At 68.8% G+C, this 16,323-nt stretch carries 14 protein-coding genes; 8 read left to right on the top strand and 6 right to left on the bottom strand.

What is annotated here, in order from left to right; genetic code table 11:
• Window positions 1–811: 811 nt before the first annotated feature.
• Window positions 812–964: a hypothetical protein gene (locus tag VF584_19995; GenBank protein HEX8212469.1), complete on the bottom strand. Its 153-nt coding sequence runs from the start codon at window positions 962–964 to the stop codon at window positions 812–814.
• 197 nt (window positions 965–1,161) lie between these two features.
• On the opposite strand from VF584_19995, the gene VF584_19990 reads away from it, so the two are divergent.
• The 3 genes from VF584_19990 (at window position 1,162) to VF584_19980 (ending at window position 3,375) form a co-directional block, all read left to right on the top strand.
• Window positions 1,162–2,283 carry a PLP-dependent transferase gene (locus VF584_19990; GenBank protein HEX8212468.1) on the top strand — a complete coding sequence of 374 codons (1,122 nt, stop codon included), beginning with the start codon at window positions 1,162–1,164 and terminating at the stop codon, window positions 2,281–2,283.
• A 202-nt stretch (window positions 2,284–2,485) separates the two neighbouring features.
• On the top strand, window positions 2,486–2,695 hold the full coding sequence (locus VF584_19985) for a hypothetical protein (protein ID HEX8212467.1): 210 nt from the start codon (window positions 2,486–2,488) through the stop codon (window positions 2,693–2,695).
• Between the two features lie 524 nt (window positions 2,696–3,219).
• Window positions 3,220–3,375: a hypothetical protein gene (locus tag VF584_19980; protein HEX8212466.1), complete on the top strand. Its 156-nt coding sequence runs from the start codon at window positions 3,220–3,222 to the stop codon at window positions 3,373–3,375.
• Between the two features lie 73 nt (window positions 3,376–3,448).
• Here VF584_19980 and VF584_19975 read toward each other — a convergent pair whose 3' ends face one another.
• The 4 genes from VF584_19975 to VF584_19960 form a co-directional block, all read right to left on the bottom strand.
• A complete protein-coding gene (locus tag VF584_19975) occupies window positions 3,449–4,555 on the bottom strand; it encodes a heme-binding protein (GenBank protein HEX8212465.1) in 1,107 nt (368 codons plus the stop codon).
• Window positions 4,556–4,701: 146 nt separating this feature from the next.
• On the bottom strand, window positions 4,702–6,498 hold the full coding sequence (locus tag VF584_19970) for an FAD-dependent oxidoreductase (GenBank protein HEX8212464.1): 1,797 nt from the start codon (window positions 6,496–6,498) through the stop codon (window positions 4,702–4,704).
• 522 nt (window positions 6,499–7,020) lie between these two features.
• Window positions 7,021–7,530, bottom strand: coding sequence for an SRPBCC domain-containing protein (locus tag VF584_19965; protein HEX8212463.1), 510 nt, complete (start codon window positions 7,528–7,530; stop codon window positions 7,021–7,023).
• A 3-nt stretch (window positions 7,531–7,533) separates the two neighbouring features.
• A complete protein-coding gene (locus tag VF584_19960; protein HEX8212462.1) occupies window positions 7,534–7,884 on the bottom strand; it encodes a metalloregulator ArsR/SmtB family transcription factor in 351 nt (116 codons plus the stop codon).
• A gap of 187 nt (window positions 7,885–8,071) precedes the next feature.
• On the opposite strand from VF584_19960, the gene VF584_19955 reads away from it, so the two are divergent.
• The 4 genes from VF584_19955 to VF584_19940 all read left to right on the top strand — a co-directional run bounded on the left by VF584_19955 (window position 8,072) and on the right by VF584_19940 (window position 14,414).
• The gene (locus tag VF584_19955; GenBank protein ID HEX8212461.1) at window positions 8,072–9,934 is read left to right on the top strand and encodes a DUF885 domain-containing protein; all 1,863 of its coding nucleotides are present in this window, start codon (window positions 8,072–8,074) and stop codon (window positions 9,932–9,934) included.
• Window positions 9,935–10,211: 277 nt separating this feature from the next.
• Window positions 10,212–10,556 (top strand): hypothetical protein, encoded by a 345-nt coding sequence (locus VF584_19950; protein ID HEX8212460.1) that lies wholly within the window; start codon window positions 10,212–10,214, stop codon window positions 10,554–10,556.
• An 802-nt stretch (window positions 10,557–11,358) separates the two neighbouring features.
• Entirely contained in the window at window positions 11,359–13,092 is a 1,734-nt protein-coding gene (locus tag VF584_19945) for a multicopper oxidase domain-containing protein (GenBank protein ID HEX8212459.1), read from the top strand.
• 47 nt (window positions 13,093–13,139) lie between these two features.
• The gene (locus VF584_19940) at window positions 13,140–14,414 is read left to right on the top strand and encodes a hypothetical protein (protein ID HEX8212458.1); all 1,275 of its coding nucleotides are present in this window, start codon (window positions 13,140–13,142) and stop codon (window positions 14,412–14,414) included.
• 259 nt (window positions 14,415–14,673) lie between these two features.
• Here VF584_19940 and VF584_19935 read toward each other — a convergent pair whose 3' ends face one another.
• Window positions 14,674–14,844: a hypothetical protein gene (locus VF584_19935; GenBank protein HEX8212457.1), complete on the bottom strand. Its 171-nt coding sequence runs from the start codon at window positions 14,842–14,844 to the stop codon at window positions 14,674–14,676.
• 139 nt (window positions 14,845–14,983) lie between these two features.
• Between VF584_19935 and VF584_19930 the strand changes: the two genes are divergently transcribed.
• Complete coding sequence (locus VF584_19930; protein HEX8212456.1) at window positions 14,984–16,288, top strand: solute carrier family 23 protein; 1,305 nt, start codon at window positions 14,984–14,986, stop codon at window positions 16,286–16,288.
• Window positions 16,289–16,323 lie beyond the last annotated feature (35 nt).

Raw genomic sequence — 16,323 nt, 5'->3', positions numbered from 1 at the left:
TTCAGGTACGCACATGACCTGGCTGCGATCTCCGTTCTGCGTGAGGCGTTGGTCTGCGCTTGCGGCGGTACTGGGCGTGTTCAGTGGCGGCTGCGTAGTGGCCGGTGGGTACTGGAGCCCTGGTGAAAGGGGTGGCACGACGGTAACGCCCTCCGCTCCTCGCGGGGGGAGCACCGATGCGCAGTCCACTCGGCCTCGCGGGGCTATTCCGCTGACGGGCTGCTCGCCGGTGGGACTCCAGCTGATCGGGATGGTGAACGCCTATCGCGCGGAGAACGGTCTCCCGGCCATCCCCGCCTCGCCGTCGCTATGCACGGTCGCCGCGACGCACACGCGCGACCTGGCTCAGAACGCGCCGCATGCCGCGCCCGGGTGCAACTTGCATAGTTGGAGCGCCCGCGGGCAGTGGACACCCTGCTGCTACACCCCAAATCACGCCCGAGCGGCATGCATGTGGAACAAGCCGCGCGAGCTCACCCGATACCCTGGCCAGGGGTACGAGAACTCGGCAGTAGGAGTCACCAGTCCCGATGAGGCACTCCAGAGCTGGCGTTCGAGCCCCGCGCACAACGACGTGATCCTGAGCCGCGATATCTGGACGTCCCCCTGGCGGGCGATCGGCGCCGACGTGCATGAGGGGTTCGCAATGCTCTGGTTTGGCAAAGAGCCCGATCCCGGGGAGTGAGTATACAACGCGGTCGCGCGGCAGAATAAGATGAAAGGGCCGAATCCCATCCTCCCGGGGTTCGGCCCTTTCCGTTGCCGCGCGCGGATCAGCCGGTGCGCGCCGCGGCAACGGGGGCGGGTTCGGCTAGCACGCCGTCCAGCTGTCCGAAAGCCGAGCGCAGCCCCTCCTCCATCCCATCTCCACGAGCTGCTGCATCGCTTCGGCGCTGGGGAAGGTGGTGACGCTGGTGAAGCGGGAGCCGGTGGGGGTCGGCTCGAAGGTGAAGACCATGCGCATGCTTGACTGGGGCGAGTTGACGTAAACGCGATCACCCGTGTAGGTTACCCCACACACGTACAGAGCGGGGACGGCCCCGTCTCTCCCGATACGCACGTGGGGACGGCCCCACACCAGGCTCGAGGGCGAGTCGTGGCGTGGGGCTTTTTGCTTCTCGCTGGTTTCGCGCAATGGCTCGTCCCGTCTGTGAGGAAGGAATGGAGAAGCACCCAATTGGAGTCAAGCCGGAATCGTGGCTCGTCTCGGCGGGGCGCGGGGCCGAGCCCGGCGCTCCGCTGAACGTGCCGCTGGTGCCGGCGTCGAACTTCATCATCGGTAGCGGGCGCGACTACTCGCGTGATGACGGCACGCCGACCTGGGAAGCGCTCGAAGAGGTGATCGGCGGGCTGGAGGCCGGGAGGGCGGTTGCGTTTTCCTCCGGCATGGCGGCAATCGCCGCGGTGTTCGACCAGCTTTCGGCGGGCGCCGTCGTGGTGCTGCCGGATGATTGCTACCAGGGCGTCGGGGGGCTGGTGGCCGCGGGCGCTGAACGCGGGCGCTGGTCGGTGCAGCGCGTGGCGGTGGAAGACACGGCCGGGTGGATCCGCGCCTGCGGGGAGGCCGACCTGATCTGGCTGGAATCGCCCTCGAACCCGCTGCTGACCGTCGCGGACTTGGAAGCGGTCTGCGCGGCGCCGCGCAAGCCGTGGGCGATCGTAGCGGTGGACAATACCTTCGCCACGCCTCTCAATCAGCAGCCGCTGGAGCTCGGTGCCACGGTGTCTCTGCAGTCGGCGACCAAGTTCATCGGCGGGCACTCCGACCTGCTGGCCGGGGTCGCCACGACGCGGGAAGATGCGTTGTGGCACGCGCTCAGGAGGTCTCGCGAGCTGAACGGCGCGACACCCGGAACGCTCGAAGCTTATCTGGCCGTTCGCGGCGCGAGGACGCTCGCGATTCGCCTGCAACGGGCGCAGCAGACGGCCATGTTGCTCGCGGAGCGGCTTGCCGCGCATCCGCTGGTTGCGCGTGTGCGGTACCCGGGCCTGCCGTCCCATCCGACGCATGCGACCGCCAGGCGCGTGCTCAAGGGGTTTGGGACCATCATCGCGTTCGACGTGGATGGCGGGGCCGAGTTTGCCGATGCCGTCTGCCAGCGCGTCAGGCTCATCCGCCATGCGACGAGTCTCGGGGCGGTGGAGTCGACCATGGAGCGACGAGCCGCGATCCCGGGGCAGGGACACCTTCCGCCTTCGCTCCTGCGGCTCAGCGTGGGGATCGAGGATGCGGAGGACCTCTGGGCCGATCTGAATTCTGCGATACGCTACGCCGCAACGTGAGCCGGGCTGCTGAAATGAGAGAAAGGGCCGAACCCCCTCCCGGGGCTCGGCCCTTTCCGTTGCCGGGCGGGTCAGTCGGCGTGCTCCGCCTCGAAAGGAGCGTGCCCTGCCAGCACGGCGGATGCCGGGAAACGGCTTTGCCGCGGCCGACCAAGGCTCTACTGCAGGGTCCAATCCGACATCCGATAATCCAGGAGTCACAATGCGCAGACGAATCCGCGTCATCCCGCTGCTCGCCACGATCCTGCTCACCAGCGGCGCCCCGCTCGCAACGGCCTGCGCGGGCGGGGACGGGCCCACCAGCTCCTCCGGGTGCTGCAGGGTGTGCAAGCAGGGGAAGGCGTGCGGCGACTCCTGCATCAGCAAGAGCTCGACTTGCACGAAAGGGCGCGGCTGCGCCTGCAATGGATGACCTGGAGGGCGTACGAGTGGAGTTGCTCCTTCCGGCGAGCACATGGCGGGGGCGCTGCACGTCACGCAAGCGGCGCGGCAGAGGATGAGGTGGGAAAAGGGCCGAGCCCATCCGGGGGCTCGGCCCTTTCTGTTGCCGAGCGCCGAGCGCAGACCCTCCTCCATCCCCATCTCAGCCCCGCTCCTTCCAGTACAGCGACGTGCTTCTGCACCGCCGCGAACGAGAACTTCAATCAGGTGCTCGCCATGTCAGTCGCCGAGGCGAGGGAGTTCTTTGGCTCCGACCTGCCAAGAACCCCGGCCGCCCACGCGATCCTCTCCCGCATGGCGGACGTGGGGCTCGGCTACCTCTCGCTCGGCCAACCGCTCACCACCCTCTCCGGCGGGCGAGCGGCAGCGGCTCAAGCTCGCCACCCACATGGGCGGCAAGGGCGGCATCTACGTTCTCGACGAGCCCACCACCGGCCTCCACCTCGCCCGCTCATTCATCCGCTTTGCTACGGCCTCGGAAGCGTCTCGTAGATCATGACGAGATCTCTGTCCTTTGTGGTGCTCGCGAGCCTGGGGAAGGTGCGCGATCCCAAGGGCGAGCTGGTGTGCGTGACGATCAACAAGTGCGGCGCGGCCGAGGTAGCACGCCGGCGCAGCCTGACTGAGGCACAAGCGCAGCAGCCGTGGTGAAGCTTGCCACGGCTGCTGCGCCACGGGCGCCGGCAATGCAAGAGACGGCACCGCGGACCCAAGTGGACCCGGATTATGCCTGCATGAGTTGATAGTCCGCCGGCATCTTCTCCAGGGTGGCGATGCTGATATGCGGCCAGGAGACCCGGCCCGGGAGTTCATCCTCGCGGGGACGGAAGAAGTGCAGCATGACCACCTGCGAGTATTGCAGCCGCAGCCTTGGCTTCCCGTGGGCATCCTTCTCTTTGAGCTCCTGAATCCAGAACGTCGACTTCATGCTGACCGGCTCCGCTTCTCGAACCGAGAAGGGGATATTCGAAATCCCGCCGCTCTTCACATCGGTGTCCACGGTCAACGTCGTGGTCCTGACGATGTTCACGCCCTTGTTCGCGAAACGGAGAATCTCGTTCATGTCGGCCGGGCTGAATCCGGGAAATCCGGGCACCGTGACATTTCCCATGAACGGATGGTCGATGTAGTGCTTGTACGGCTCGAGATACGGGTCGGTCTTGAAGTCGTAGTCTGGAGAAAGGACGTCCTCGAAGCGACCCGATGGCAATCCACTCACGGGCGGGATCGGCGGCATTCCCTTGTGACGCCCTGAGCTGCCGAGGGCAAGAACGGAGTTTCCGTGCGGGATTGAAGCAAGCCGCGCGACGTCGAGCTCCACTTCCGATACTACGTCACCCTTGATCTGATCCTCCCTGGCCCTGCGATTCTTCTCGTACAGCCACAATCCGGGTTCGTGATGGATCGGCAGTCCAGGCTTGCCCGCGAGGCCCCCGCTGTCAGGCCGGTCTTCCGCAAAGACCTGGGCGATCTTCTGCTGGTAATCGAGTGTGGCGATGAACTGGTCAGAGTCGGGGCTGCCGGGTCTTTTCAGCCCTCGGTTGGGAACGTCGTCGTCGACGAAAGTGAAGCGAAGATCTTCATCGTACTGGTTCATCAGCAACCGGAACTTGAATCCCGCGGGAGCCGCGGGAGCCTTTTGAAATGGCAGTGCGATCATGTTCCACCCCGTGCCCCGTGCGGTCCAGACTCCCAACAGTTGTTCGAGCGGCCCCAGGTTTGGCGGCGGCGGCGCACCGCGATTGCTCAGCATTTCCAGCGGCATGGGCTGCGGCGTGACGGCCTCAGCAAACTGGCGGGTCCTGCGGTCGGGTTGCTCGTCGCTGGCCATGGTGGTTTTCCTTTGCAATGAGGGAGGAACGAGGGCCGACCAGGGTGTGGCGGTCGGGGCGAGGCCGAAGCGGTACGCCGGCGCGTAGCGCGACGGGGAAGGCCCCGCGCCCCTCGCCGGGCAGCGGGGTTTTTGCGCGTGGGGTGTTACGAGTCCGCTGCCCGGCGCGCGGGGCGCACGGCCATGCCCCACAGGCCGCCCGCGCGCTGGCGGCCGTGGGTGGGGGGCGTCGAGGGCGCAACGCACCTCGGCTCCGTCTCGACGAGCGGGCGGATCTTCAGCTTCTGCAGCACCAGGTCGGCCGAGCGCAGCGTCCCATTGACCCAGCCCTGCATGTCGGAATACGCCTCGTTGCACGTGTAGATGTTCTTGAACGGCTGAACCAGACGCGGGATCACCTGGTCGTCCCTGGCATCCAGCCCCCACTGGTGCACGGCATACCCGAAGTCGCTCTGCCCATCCCACAGGCGGTAGCTGGTGAGGATGGGCTGCGGGACGTGACGCGTGCCGTACAGCTCGCTGAACAGCCGCAGCGCCTCGGCCACCACCGCGTTGGATGCGGCGAACATCGTCTGCGGTTTCGCCGCGTTGTGCTTGCGCTGCTCCGGCGAATCAAACAGCTCGCCCACGGACTGCAGCCCCTGCCAGAAGTTGGTGTTGTTCCAGTCGCAGTAGATGGTCAATGCCGCCGGGAGAGCCGGGGACGGAGGGTCCGTGGCTTCGCGGTCCTCGTTCACCCCGCGCAGCGAATAGAAGGGATAGACCGCGTTCACCGGCAGGTCGGTGAACGAGGGGCCGTACGCCACGGGGACGTCCAGTTCCTGCCACCAGGAACGCTCGAAGTACACGTTGATCTTCAGCAGCCGCTGCTCGGTGGTGGTCTGCAGATCTTTCCAGAGCTGGTCGGCCCGCTGCTGGTTCTTCTTGTTCGTGCTGTGGCGCTGGTTCAGCACCGGGGATGTCGCGAAGAGCGTCTCCAGTGACCGGCGGGCCACGGCCAGGATGATCCGCGGCGCATGGATGGTGGCCCTGGTGCCGCCGGGGGTGGTCGCAGACGCGGCGACGCGTTCCGGGGCCAGGGTAAGCTGCGCCTGGAAGCCACCTCCCTCGTGCTCCATGAGGGCGTCGACGTTCGTACTCAGGAAGATCTGCCCCTTCCGTGCCTCGATCCGCCGCACCAGGGCGTCGGTCAGAATGCCGTAGCCTTTTTCGAAGGTGAAGTAGGTGGGATTCTGGGGAAAGTCTTCCATGAGCTGGAATGCTTCACCGGCATTCATGGTGGACCAGAACGGCCCTTCGAAGCCCATGGTTTGCGCGAGCATCACGCAGCACTCTTCGCTGTGGCCCATGTCGCGCAGCAGCCCCCACAGCTGCCACCGGTAGAGCGGCGTGCCGTTCCAGGTGAACTCGATACGCAGCTTCTGCCAGAACTCTGGTGTGGGGTGCTCCGGGGGTTCCGCCTTGTTGGCCTGCAGCACGCGGTGATACGCCTCCTCCAGCAGCTTCACCGGCTGCCGATTCCGCTCCTCAGGGGCCAGGCGGAACAGCTCGCTCCACAGCTGGGGCCGCTCCATCGCCTCTTCGTACGTGAAGCCCCGGCCGCGGAAAAGGTAGCGGTTGTTGTTGCCGGACATGGGGAACGGGACGATCTGATCACACAGTTCCAACCTGTGGAATAGCGCCATCAGCTCCGCCATGTCGTAGTTGAAGCGCATCCCGCCCTCCTCGTCGCGCACTACGATGGACTTGCCAGCGGTTGCCTCCAGCTCCACCAGATCCGTCTGCAGGCGTCCGCCTGCCCGGTTCAGCCGCTCGACGATGACCACGCGGTGCCCGGGGTGCTTCTCCAGATATCGCCAGGCGCAGTACAGGCCCGCGATTCCGGCACCTACGATGAGGAGGTCCGCGTGGTGGGGAACCGATTGTTTGTGTCGCTTGGGCATGATGATCTCGGCCTTCGTTATGATTGGACGCATGCCGCGGGCAGGCAGGCTCAGTGATGGATGGGCTGTTGTAGCGGTGAGACCGGACGGCCGCCCTCAGGGTCGTGGGAGGAAGTCCACGAGAATGCCGCGAACAGCGCGGCGGATGAGGCGTGTGAATCCTGATGCCCTGCACGGTGAACCAGGATGCCAAGCTACACACGGCCCGCGGCACATGCAAGGAAATTATGTCGGCTCTGGAGCGCGCGCCGGGGAAGACGTGAGGACCGTGGAACTCTGATTATCGAGAAATCCTGGCGGGGGAACACCTTGGCAAAAAGGGCATGCTCTCCCGGAGGGTGAAAGAGACCGCGGCTGCCGCGGCCCTCCACGATGGCGCACGCCGCGCCATGCTCCAGCCTTGCTTCGGGATTGTTGACGCCTCCGGCCGGGGACAGCCGGATCGCGCACCTCGCGGCGTCCGGCGGGCTGCGCGGCATGGGCCGAACCCGTGCCGGGCGCGGCCCTTCCGCCTGCCGTCGATCAGACGGCGCGCTCCGTCGGGGCGGGTTCGGCCAGCACGCCGTCCAGCTGTCCGAGCGCCGAGCGCAGACCCTCCTCCATCCCCATCTCCACCAACTGCTGCATCGCCTCTGCGCTGGGGAAGGTGGTGACGCTGGTGAAGCGGGAGCCGGTGGCGGTCGGCTCAAAGGTGAAGACCATGCGCATGCTCGGCATCGCGTCGTTCGGGGTGCCGTCGTCGTGCGCGAAGCCGTCTTCGAGCTCGATGCGGCGCACCGGCTCCACCGCGACGAAGCGCCACCAGCCGCGCGGAGTGCTCCCATCCGGCCCCGTCATGTAGTACTCGGAGCGGCCGCCGACCTCCATGTCGTGCCGGGTAAAGGTGGCGGGCCACGTCTCCGGCCCCCAGAACCGTTCCAGCTGCCGCGGGTCCGCGTAGGCCGCCCAGAGGCGCTCTACCGGCACGGGATAGTCGCCGATGACGGTGAGGGTGAGGGCGTTCGCGTCGGAGGAGACGGAGGTGACGGGCATGGGTTACTCCTGGGAAGGGGTGTCGGAGAACAGGGCGTCGATCTGGCTGAAGCGGGCCTTCCACAACTCCTCGAGCTGGGCGAGCAGCTCGCGCGCACGCGCGATCCGCTCCGGGTTGCCGCGGACGATGCGCTCGCGGCCCTGCGCCTGCTTCGTCACCAGCCCCGCTCCTTCCAGGACGGCGACGTGCTTCTGCACCGCCGCGAACGACATCTCGTAGCGGCCCGCGAGCGCGGAGATCGACGCCTGCTCCCCCGCCAGCACCCGCGCGACGATGTCCCGGCGCGTCGCATCGGCGAGGGCGTGAAAGACGCGGTCGGTCTCCGCGTCACTGAGCGAATGATGTGAAACCATATGGTTGTATATAAGCCCGTGATGCGCGGGACGCAAGCGGCTCGCATGGTGATTCCACACGCCTGACTAATTTCGCCGGCGCCGATCAGCGAGCACCTGGCCGCGTTTGTCACGGGAGGCTGTCGCATCGGGCCGAGCGAGTCCACATTGTGGTCAACCATCAACGCCTGAAACCGAGCCCCTGACGATGTCGAACGATCCGACCCCCTACGGACTCCTCACGCGCAGGGAGATGCTGGCCGCACTGGCATCCGTCGCCGCGCTGCCGCTCGTCTCCGCGTGCGGCGGCGCCCGCACGCCGCCGGCTGCCGCGGCAATCCCCGCGACCGACGCCGACCGGAACGCGATCGTGCTCCTCGACCGCATCGGCAACGACCTCCTGAACCTCTTCCCGGAGTCGGCGACCTCGCTCGGTCTGGATGTCGGCGCGCGGGCCGAGCTCCGGGCCCGGCTGGCCGATCGCTCCCCGGCGGGGCAGCGGCGCGTGGCGCAGCAGCTGCGCGCGGACCTGGGCCAGCTCGCGGCCGTCGATGCCAGCCGCCTCTCGCACGCCGTGCGGACCAGCGTGGAAGTCGTCCGCAGCGCCTACACGACGGCGCTCGAGGGATTCGCGCTCCCCTACGGCGACATCACCGTCGGCGGCTGGCGCAACACGCCGTACGTGGTCATCCAGAACGTCGGCGCGTACCTGGACGTCCCCCGCTTCCTGGACAGCGACCACACCGTCGAGAACGCCGCCGACGCCGAGGCGTACCTCGCGCGGCTTCAGTCGTACGCGCGGCAGCTGGACGGCGAGCTGGAGCGCGTGCGGGAGGCGCGCGCGGTCGGCCTAGTGCCGCCCGCCTTCCTGCTGGACAAGGCGCTGCCGCAGATGCGCCTCTCCGCGCAGGGCGCGCGCGCTGGCGGGATGCTCGTGGAGTCGCTGGAGCGGCGGACGCGCAACATCCCCGGCGACTGGGCCGGGCGCGCGCGACGCATCGCCGCGCAGGAGATCGCGCCGGCGCTGGACCGCCAGATCCGGGAGCTGGAGGCACAGCGCGCCGTCGCCACGAACGATCCGGGCATCGGGACGCGGCCGCACGGCGCGGAGTTCTACCGCTGGGCCCTCAAGGCGTCGACCACCACCACGATGTCGCCGGACGAGGTACACGAGCTGGGCCGCGGCGAGCTGGCGCGGCTGCATGCGCGAATGGACACGATCCTGAAGGAAGCCGGCTACACGCAGGGCACCGTGGGCGCGCGGATGAACGCACTGGCGAACGATCCGCGCTACAAGTTCGCCGAGGGGGACGCGGGACGCGCCGAGATCAGGCGCTTCATCGACGAGCGGCTGGCGTGGATCCGCGCGCAGATGCCGCGGGCGTTCAACACCGTCGTCAACCCGAACATGGAGGTGAAGCGCCTGCCGCCAGAGGAGGAGCCGGGCGCGCCGGCCGCGTACGGCGGCGCCGGGTCGGTGGACGGCAAGATCCCCGGCCGCTTCTGGATCAACCTCCGCACCACGGACCTGCACAGCAGGTACAGCCTGGCGGACCTTGCCTTCCACGAGGCGATCCCCGGCCACATCTGGCAGGGCGAGTACACGCACGACATGCCGCTGGTGCGCCAGATGCTGGCGTTCAACGCGTACTCCGAGGGCTGGGCGCTCTACGCCGAGCAGCTCGCCGACGAGCTGGGCGCGTACGACCGCGATCCCGTCGGCCGGCTGGGGTACCTGCAGTCGATCGCGTTCCGGGCGTGCCGCCTGGTGGTGGATACCGGACTGCACGCCAAGGGGTGGACGCGCGAGCAGGGCGTGCGGTTCTTCGTGGACGTGAACGGCTCCAACCCGCTGGAGGTGGCCAGCGAGGTGGATCGCTACTGCTCGTGGCCGGGACAGGCGTGCGGCTACAAGGTGGGCCACAGCGAGATCAACCGGCAGCGCGAGCGTGCGCAGGCCGCGCTCGGGGCGAGGTACGACCTCAAGGCGTTCAACGATACCGTGGTCCTGGGCGGCAACGTGCCGCTCGACGTGCTCGCGAGGAACGTGGACGAGTATCTGCGGCGGTAGGGCAGTCCGTGGCGGTCCTCGGCTCCCACGATCCGGGCCTGCCGACGCGATCGAGAACAGCCGAGGCACACCGCTCCTTCAGCACTCCGCCAGCGAAAGTCCGGCTGAAGAACTCCGTTGTAAGCCCGCTCCGTGGTCCAGTTTCGCGGCGGACAGGCGTGGCGATGCACGGCATCTCACCTCATCAGGCCGTCGGTCGCAGCACGGTGGGGTTCTTGCCTGTCCGGGTCGCCCGGCGCGTACCATGCGGCCGGACAACCCGGGAAGGAGATGCTCCATGCGACCGCCGCGGTACCACTTTCCAGACGAAGTGCGCTCGGCCACCCGCGAGATGGCCGCCCGAACGGTACGTGCCGGGACGGTAGCGCGGACGCCGGAGGAGCTCGAAGCCTGGATTTCCCAGGCGCCGGATCTCCGCGAGCCGCTGGAACACGGCGGGTACACGAACGATTTCACCGCGAGCGACCTGTTTCCGCTGTACGAGGTGATGGTGGTACATGCCGGCGGCCCGGCCCGGGCTGAGGCCGCCGCCCCCGCGCGCACCCGGTGGAGGGTGGGGAAGCTCGCCGCGATCGCCCTCGCGACCGCCGTGGTCGTCGCGCTGGTGCTCGCGCTGGGCTGATGCCCCCGGTCGGGAGGCGGATACGCCCATCCACCGCGAGCTGTTCCGCGTGCGCCAGCCGTCCGAGTCAATGATTCATCCCGCAGCAGGAACTACTCGCACCAGGCGGCTGCTTCCTCTGCCGCTGTGCGCCGCCGTCCGTACGGCGGACGTGGCGCCGGCAGCCCAGGCCGAATCTGCATGGCGACACGAACTGTTGACGGCGCAGGGGTAGCGAGGTACGCTTGACGGGCAGGCACACCCTGCGCGTCGAATCTTCCGCTGATGTCGTTGCGTGCGACGGCATAGCCACGGGTCCTCACTCTATCCCACCCGACCCCACACTGCCGTACCGCGCGGCCGAGCGATCGCTCGCGCTCTGTTTCTTCGTCCCCGGTACCCTTGGGGTACTCCGGCCGGGCAATTTGCCCCTGCCACGCGCCGATCGGTGCTCTGGCTCTCCACGATCGTTCAGGACGAGTACACGTCCTGAACGGCCCGCCGATGGATGCCTGAAGTGACTACACAGCGAAATCGTCACGCCGGACCGGTCTGTCTCCAGGCATCCACGCCTTTTTGGAGGGTGACGCGCACCCGAACGCTTCCCGCCGCCGCGGTGGGCCTCCCGGCGATCCTTGTGCTCCTGACCAGTTGCGCCTCTGCAGGTCGGGTTGGAGTGTTGCCCGCGGGTGACGTCGAGCGCGTGCGGCCCAACGAGAATGTGCAGGCGGGCGGCACAATGCGGGGCGGCGTACTCGGACTGAGGCTGGAGGCGCGAGTAGCCATGTGGCATCCCGACGGGGACGACAGGCCTGGGGCGCCCATGCCGGCGTTCGCCGAGGAAGGAGGTGCCGCCCAGATCCCAGGTCCCCTCGTGCGCGTGCGGGCCGGTACCGAGGCGGAAGTCAACGTGAGAAACACGTTGCGGGATACGCTGCAAGTGCACGGCTTGCACGCGCGTCCCCAGTCAGGTCCGGTGGATGCGACGCCGCTCGTCCTGGCCCCGGGGGAGCAGCGGACGGTGCGCATCCGCCTGGACGCGCCGGGCACCTACTACTACTGGGGCACGACCATGCGCCGCCCCTTCAACTTCCGCACGCGCGAGGACGCGCAGCTCACCGGCGCCATCGTCGTGGACGACCCCGGCGCGGGCCGGCAGCGCGACCGCGTGATCGTCATCGGCATGTGGACGGATACCATCCACCGCGCGCGGACGCACCGCCAGCGCGTGCTCGGCGTGATCAACGGGCGCTCGTGGCCGCACACCGAGCGCATGGAGCACACGGTGGGCGACACGGTGCGCTGGCGCGTGATCAACGCGTCGGCAGACCTTCACCCGATGCACCTGCACGGCTTCTACTTCCGGGTGGACAGCCGCGGAGACGGCCAGGCTGATACCGTGTACACGGCGGGCGCGGGCGGCATGGCAGTGACGGAGAGCATGCTTGCCGGCAGCACGATGAGCCTTACGTGGGTGCCCGAGCGACCGGGCAACTGGCTCTTCCACTGCCACATCCCCGAGCACATTGGTCCTCGCGGCTCGCTGGGCCTGGCGCGGCAGGCCGGGCCCGGAGCGGCGCATGGGGAGGCGGACGCACAGGCGCACGCCGACCATGCGAGGGGCGGCATGAACGGGCTAGTCATGGGCGTCGCGGTGCGTCCAGCACGCACAACGGCGCAAGCGGCCGCCGTCGCAGGAGACGAGCGACGCATGCGCCTGCTCATCCGCCCCAATGAGGGCAGCTCGGCCGCGACGCCGTTCTATGGCTATGCGATTCACGAGGGGGGCCCCGAACCGATTCCCCGCTCGGGGCTGGGTGTGGGTCCGACGCTCGATCTCGTGCGCGGGCAGCCCGTTCGGATCACCGTCGTCAACCGCCTGCCCGAGGCGACGGCGGTGCACTGGCACGGGATCGAGCTGGAAAGCTACTTCGACGGGGTCCCTGGCTTCAGTGGGGCCGGCCAGCGGGTGGCGCCGCTGATCGCGCCGGGAGACTCGTTCGAGGTGCGCTTCACGCCGCCGCGCGCGGGGACGTTCATCTATCACACCCATGCCGACGAGGAGCGCCAGCAGCTGGCCGGGCTCGCGGGTGCCCTGGTCGTGACCGAACCGGGGGAGCGGCGGGATCCCACGATCGACATTCCGATCCTGATCACCGCGCCTACCGATTTCGCCGAGCAGGGGCGCAGCGCACTGGTCAACGGGAGCGCGGCACCGGGGCCGATCGACATGAAAGTCGGCACCACGTATCGGCTGCGGTTCATCCAGATGAGCGTAACCCGCGCCGCGCTTCGCGTGGAACTCTGGCGAGACAGCACACATGCCGCGTGGCGCCCGGTGGCCAAGGACGGAGCAGATTTGCCCGCGACCGAGCAAGGGGCCCGGCCGGGACGGGCGTTCATGGGCATCGGCGAAACCTATGACGTCGAGGTCACACCCGAGACCGTCGGAGACCTGCGGCTGGAGGTGCGCCTCGGACCGCCGTGGCCGGCGCCCAGCGCGCTCATGACGACGCTGCCGATCAGGGTTACGCTCCCGGAGAGTCCGCGGAGATAAATCGACCACCCGGCCCTCCCTCCCTCCCGCCGCAGGAACCCACTCGCATGAAAGTGCTGCTCCCCCTGCTGCTGTGCGCGGCCGGCTGCACGGCCCACGTGGCGCCGGCAGGCCAGCCCGCCCCCGAATCCGCGCCCGCCCGCTACCTGTACGTTTGGGCTGGCGACACCGACGAGATGCACCAGGACTTCCTGGCCGTGGTAGACGTTCAGCCCGGCAGCGCCACCTACGCCCAGGTGATCGCCACCGAGCCCGTGGGGCTGACGGGCTCCATGCCGCACCACCTGGAGTACGAGCTTCCTGGATCCGACCGGCTGCTGTTCGCCAATGCGCACCACCACGAGCAGATCCTGCTCTTCGACACCCGGCAGGCGGAGCGGCCGCGGCTGGCACGCACGCTGCCCCCGGTGGCGCCGCTGCGTTATCCGCACGACTTCTACCGCCTGCCCAACGGCAACGTGCTCGTGGGCTACCTGCGCAGCGAGGGCCCCAGCCCGGAGCCTGGCGATACCACCATGCCGGGCGGGCACGGCGGAATCGCGGAGCTCGACCCGGAGGGCCGCCCGCTCCGCACCGCCAGCGCGGCGGACCCGGCCTGGACTGTGCCCATCCGCCCCTACGCCTTTGCGGTGCTCCCCGAGTCGGACCGCGTGGTCACCACCAGTGCCGGGATGATGGAGCACAGCAGCGCGGACGTGGTGCAGGTCTGGCGGCTCTCGGACCTCACACTGCTCCACACACTTGCCATGCCCCCCGCCCGGCGAAGGGACGGCGGCGTGCTGCGGAACGGGCATGAGCTTCCCTTTGAGCCCCGCGTGATGCCGGACGGAAGCGTGCTGCTGAACGCGTTCGGGTGCGGCCTGTATCACCTGACGCGCATCGCCACGGAGGCGCCGCGGCTCCGGCACGTCTACACGGTCGAGGTCACCGGCGTGCCGGCGGACCGCAGGGCAGGCTGCGGCATCCCGGTCGTGGTCGGCGGCTACTGGGTGATGCCGGTGGGCCGGATGAACATGCTCGTGACCCTGGACGTGCGGGAGCCCGCACGGCCCGTGGAGGTTTCGCGGCTGGTGGCGGATACCCTCTTCAGGCCGCACTGGCTGGCAAAGGATCCGGGCTCGCAGCGGCTGATCGTGGGCGCGGAGACCAGCGGTGAGGAGCGCATGCTCATGGCGCGGGTGGATCCCGCCACCGGGCGCCTGTCGTGGGACGAGTCGTTCCGGTCGCCGGACGGCAGCCTGGGAGTGAGCTTCCGCCGAGAGCGCTGGCCGCACGGCAACACGGGCGAGGCCTTTGGGCACGCGGCGCTCTTCCGGCCCTGAGTCACGATCTCGAGCACTCGTCCGGGGGCACAGCACCAGCCACTACGACGTGAGCGGGCCCGCGGCGAGCGTGCTCGTCCCTGGCAGTGCGAGGGGCCGCGGCCGATCACCCGGTCGTCGCCCTGGCTTCAGCTGCCGCCATAAGATCGCCGACTCCTGCGAAGGGCCGGCTGTCCCCTCCCCCTCGCACCCGCGAGACCCGTCCGCCCTACCGGACACTCCCTTGACCCCCTCTCGGATCCCAGCGTGGCTGGCGCTCTCAGGCGCTCGCCATCCGCGGCGAGCGCATCGTGGCGGTGGGCACCAGCGAGCAGGTGGAGCGGCTCGCCGGCCGGGCCACGCGCCGCATCGCGCTGGGCGGACGCGTGGTCCTCCCCGGTATCAACGACGCGCCCGAGCACGTGCCGGACGGGATCAACTGGCCGGGCATGCCGCCTTGCGCTGGCCGCCGTCGGCGTGCTTGTTTATCGGTTCCCGCCCGTCCCTCTTCATCGTCCACGTCTCACCCATCCATGCCCTCACCCGCACGCACAAGCTTTTTCCCACGCTGGACGCCCGTGGCCGGCGGGGTGATCGGGCCCGAGGAGCGGCTGCCGTGGGGGCAGACGCTGGTGGTGGGGCTGCAGCACGTGTTCGCCATGTTCGGCGCCACGGTGCTGGTGCCCATCCTCATGGGGTTCGATCCCAATACCTCCGTGTTCTTTTCGGGGATCGGGACGCTGCTCTTCTTCGTGGTGGTGGGCGGACGGGTGCCGAGCTACCTGGGGAGCAGCTTCGCCTTCGTGGCGGTTACGCTGGCGGCCACCGGGTACGCGGGGAAGGGGCCCAACCCCAACATCGGCGTGGCGCTGGGCGGGATCATCGCGGCGGGTGCGCTGTACGCCGCCATCGGGCTGATCGTGATGGCGACGGGGTACCGGTGGATCGAGCGGCTGATGCCTCCCGTCGTCACCGGCTCGGTGGTGGCGGTGATCGGGCTGAACCTGGCGCCGGTGGCGGTGCGCGCCATCAGCGGCAGCGGCTTCGCCACGGGCGTGGGGCTGGCGACGGTGCTGGCGACGTGCGCGGTGGCCGTCTACGCCCCTGGGCTGCTGCGCCGCGTGCCGATCCTGCTGGGCGGGGTCATCGGCTACCTGCTGTACCTGGTGCTCGCCAACGGGATGGGGATGGGGCCCGCGGTCGACTTCGCGCCGCTGCGCGATGCGGCGTGGATCGGGCTGCCCAACTTCTCGCGCCCCGTCTTCCGCTGGGACGTGGCGCTGCTCTTCGCGCCGGCGGCGCTGGTGCTGGTGGCGGAGAACCTGGGGCACGTCAAGGCGGTGGGCGCCATGACGGGGGAGTCGCTGGACCGCTACCTGGGCCGCGCGTTTCTGGGCGACGGGCTGGCGTGCATGGTGGCCGGGGCTGGAGGAGGCACCGGCGTAACGACGTACGCCGAGAACATCGGGGTGATGGCGGTGACGCGGATCTACTCCACGCTCATCTTCCTGGTGGCGGCCGGGGCGGCGGTGGTGATGGGGCTGTCGCCCAAGTTCGGGGCGCTGGTGGGGACGATTCCGGGGCCAGTGCTGGGCGGGCTTTCGGTGGTGCTGTTCGGGTTGATCGCGGCCACCGGCGGGCGCATCTGGGTGCAGAACCGGGTGGACTTCTCCAACAGCCGCAACCTGGTGACGGCCGCGGTGACGCTGACGGTGGGGGCGGGCGACCTGGTGCTCAAGCTGGGCGGGTTCTCCGTCGGCGGCATCGGCACCGCGACGTTCGGGGCGATCATCATCTACCAGCTTCTGCGGGAGCCCGCCGAGCGCCACGACGCCCTGGGCACCGCGGACTCAGGTGTGGATCTCGAGGCTGTGCCGCGTGCCGAGGTTCACTGAAGTCCAGCCCGGCGGGATTGCGCTCGGCTGGTCAC

This window comes from Longimicrobium sp., from assembly GCA_036389135.1.
Classification (GTDB): domain Bacteria; phylum Gemmatimonadota; class Gemmatimonadetes; order Longimicrobiales; family Longimicrobiaceae; genus Longimicrobium.
The sequence above is the reverse complement of the archived record's forward strand: the minus strand, read 5'-3'. Positions and strand labels throughout refer to the sequence as shown.

What these genes read in the sequence shown, in the direction of transcription:
- VF584_19995 (HEX8212469.1), bottom strand. Translation starts at nt 964, where the DNA reads ATGCGCATGGTCTTCACCTTCGAGCCGACCCCCACCGGCTCCCGCTTC.
- VF584_19990 (HEX8212468.1), top strand. Translation starts at nt 1,162, where the DNA reads ATGGAGAAGCACCCAATTGGAGTCAAGCCGGAATCGTGGCTCGTCTCG.
- VF584_19985 (HEX8212467.1), top strand. Translation starts at nt 2,486, where the DNA reads ATGCGCAGACGAATCCGCGTCATCCCGCTGCTCGCCACGATCCTGCTC.
- VF584_19980 (HEX8212466.1), top strand. Translation starts at nt 3,220, where the DNA reads ATGACGAGATCTCTGTCCTTTGTGGTGCTCGCGAGCCTGGGGAAGGTG.
- VF584_19975 (HEX8212465.1), bottom strand. Translation starts at nt 4,555, where the DNA reads ATGGCCAGCGACGAGCAACCCGACCGCAGGACCCGCCAGTTTGCTGAG.
- VF584_19970 (HEX8212464.1), bottom strand. Translation starts at nt 6,498, where the DNA reads ATGCCCAAGCGACACAAACAATCGGTTCCCCACCACGCGGACCTCCTC.
- VF584_19965 (HEX8212463.1), bottom strand. Translation starts at nt 7,530, where the DNA reads ATGCCCGTCACCTCCGTCTCCTCCGACGCGAACGCCCTCACCCTCACC.
- VF584_19960 (HEX8212462.1), bottom strand. Translation starts at nt 7,884, where the DNA reads ATGGTTTCACATCATTCGCTCAGTGACGCGGAGACCGACCGCGTCTTT.
- VF584_19955 (HEX8212461.1), top strand. Translation starts at nt 8,072, where the DNA reads ATGTCGAACGATCCGACCCCCTACGGACTCCTCACGCGCAGGGAGATG.
- VF584_19950 (HEX8212460.1), top strand. Translation starts at nt 10,212, where the DNA reads ATGCGACCGCCGCGGTACCACTTTCCAGACGAAGTGCGCTCGGCCACC.
- VF584_19945 (HEX8212459.1), top strand. Translation starts at nt 11,359, where the DNA reads ATGCCGGCGTTCGCCGAGGAAGGAGGTGCCGCCCAGATCCCAGGTCCC.
- VF584_19940 (HEX8212458.1), top strand. Translation starts at nt 13,140, where the DNA reads ATGAAAGTGCTGCTCCCCCTGCTGCTGTGCGCGGCCGGCTGCACGGCC.
- VF584_19935 (HEX8212457.1), bottom strand. Translation starts at nt 14,844, where the DNA reads ATGCCCGGCCAGTTGATCCCGTCCGGCACGTGCTCGGGCGCGTCGTTG.